The 2,523-nt window shown below is 64.3% G+C and carries 1 protein-coding gene; it reads right to left on the reverse strand.

What is annotated here, in order from left to right:
* On the reverse strand, positions 1-2,523 hold a 2,523-nt coding region (locus AACY42_RS28225), incomplete at both ends, for an AMP-binding protein (RefSeq protein WP_339483780.1).

Genomic DNA, 2,523 nt, shown 5'->3' on the forward strand with positions numbered 1-2,523 from the left:
TCACCAACCGCGCACCGCTGAACAGCGGCCAGAAGAACTCCCACACCGACACGTCGAAGCTGAACGGGGTCTTTTGCAGCACTGCGTCTGTGGCGCTCAAGGCGTATTCGTCCTGCATCCACAACAGCCTGTTAACCACCGCGCCGTGCTCGTTCATCACGCCTTTGGGCAGGCCCGTGGAGCCCGAGGTGTAGATGACATAGGCCAGGTGATGGGCATGCAAGCCTTCAACCTGCGGATTGTCGGTGGGCTGCATCGAGAACCCTTGCGCCTCATCCAGCAGCAGGGTCCGCGCCTGCGTAGCCGGCAGGCTCGCCTGCAAGGCGCGCTGGGTCAGCACCACCCTCGGCGCGCTGTTTTCCAGCATGTAGGCCAAGCGCTCGGCTGGGTAATCCGGGTCGAGCGGCACATACGCCGCGCCGGCCTTGAGAATGCCCAGCAGGCCCGCCACCATGTCCAGGCTGCGATCGGCACAGATCGCCACGCGGTCATCCGGGCGAATGCCCAGTTCCAATAGGCGATGAGCGACCTGGTTGGCGCGCGCATTCAATTGCGAGTAGCTCAACGCTGCCTCGCCAGAGACAACCGCGACGGCATCCGGACAGGCCGCGACCCGTGTTTCGAACAAGCCGTGCAAGGTCAGGCCCTGCGGGTAATCGACCGCCGTGGCATTGAACGTTTCCAACAGATGCAGACGTTCGGCCGCCGGCAGACTCGTGAGGGCCTGCAGTGGCGTATCCGGCGCCTGCTCCAGTGCGCTGACCAGACTTTCGAGCGTGGTCTGCACGTACTCGCCGATACGCCGCGCGCCGGTTCCGACCAACGCTTGCACCACCAGGCTGAAGCCCTCGCCTTCATCATCCACGGCCAGCGCCAAGGGGTAATTGGTCCGTTCTTCACCGCCAATCGACTCGATGCCTTGCCACGCCGTCAGCGCCTGCGCGGTCACCTCGATCCCGCAATGACGATAGTTGAGCATCGAACTGAACAACGGTGTTGGCGCAACCACGCCACTGCAACGCTGGGCCAGTGCCAACGGAGCATGCTCATGGCCCAGCAGGCCGCTGAGTCGTTTGTGGGTCGCCTTCACCGCTGCGTATACATCTTGCCCAGCCAGGCTCACCCGCAATGGCAAGGTGTTGATGAACATGCCCAGGGCCCGGTCAGCTCCATCGCCGGCCTGCATGCGACCCAATAGTACGGTGCCGAAGACCACGTCGTCGCGACCGCTGACACGGCCCAGGACGTGCGCCCAGGCCAAGTGCATCAGGCTCGCCGCGCTGACGCCCAACTGGCGGGCCTGGTCGCGCAGACGGCGACACAAGCCCGCCTCCACGGCCAGCTTTACCTCTTCCACGCCATTGCCATCGCCTTGCACATCCCGCAGGCCGAACGGCAACGTAGGCTCGTCGACGTCGCCAAGCATGTCGCGGAAAAACGCTTCGTGCGCCTGCTGATCGACACCCAGGCGCGCCTGGGCCACGTAGTTGCGATAAGGCACCGATTCGCCCAGTTCATGGACCTTGCCCAACAACTGCGCCTGCATTTCACGTTCCAGCACTTCCAGGCCGGTATGGTCCAGGACCATATGGTGGAACAGCAGCATGGCGACCCAGCGCTGGTTGGCGACGTCCTCGGCGATAGCCAGACGCAGCATCGGTGCCTGCCGCACGTCCAGCCGGTAATGCCGGGCATCGAAACGCTCATACAGCCGGGCAACGGCATCGCCGCCGCTCGGGTCCGCGTCCAACTCGTCAACGCTGAGCCGAGCCTGTCGCCACACGACCTGCATCGGTTCGTCGAGGTTTTCCCAGACCATCGAAGTTCTGAGAATGTCATGCCGGTCAATCACCCCCTGCAAAGCCTGGGCAAAGTCATCCAACCGGGCCCGGCGGTCAAACCCGAACAGCGTTTGCAGCACGTACGGATCACCCATTTTCGCCGTCAAATGGTGATACAGGATGCCTTCCTGCAACGGCGCCAGTGGGTAGATCTCCTGCACGTTGCGCGCTCCTCCCGGCACGCTCGCCACGATCCGATCGATGGCCTCCTGGCTCAATACGGCCAGCGGCAACATGTCCGGTGTGATGCGCTCACAGCCTTCGACGACGGCGCAGGCCGGCACCACCACATCCCGGTGTCCGCCCACCGCAGCGGCCAGAGCCTGCAGCGTTGGCTGGCTGAACAGCACGCGCACATCCACCGATAGTTCGGCCTGGCGCATGCGCTCGATCAGCCTCATCGCCAGCAGCGAATGGCCGCCCAGTTCGAAGAAATTGTCGTGGCGACCGACCCGCTCCACTTTCAACAGCTCGGCCCACAGGTCGGCCAAGACCTGTTCGATCTCGCCTTGCGGTGCCTCGTAGGCCTGGCTGGCGTACGCCTCGGCATCCGGTGCCGGCAGGGCCTTGCGGTCCACCTTGCCGTTGAGGGTCAACGGGAATGCCGGCAGCAGCACGAAGGCGGCAGGCACCATGTAGTCGGTCAGGGTCGCCGACAATTGCTCGCGCAACCCGGCCGCGG

The organism is Pseudomonas sp. RL_5y_Pfl2_73, assembly GCF_963970515.1.
Lineage (GTDB): Bacteria > Pseudomonadota > Gammaproteobacteria > Pseudomonadales > Pseudomonadaceae > Aquipseudomonas.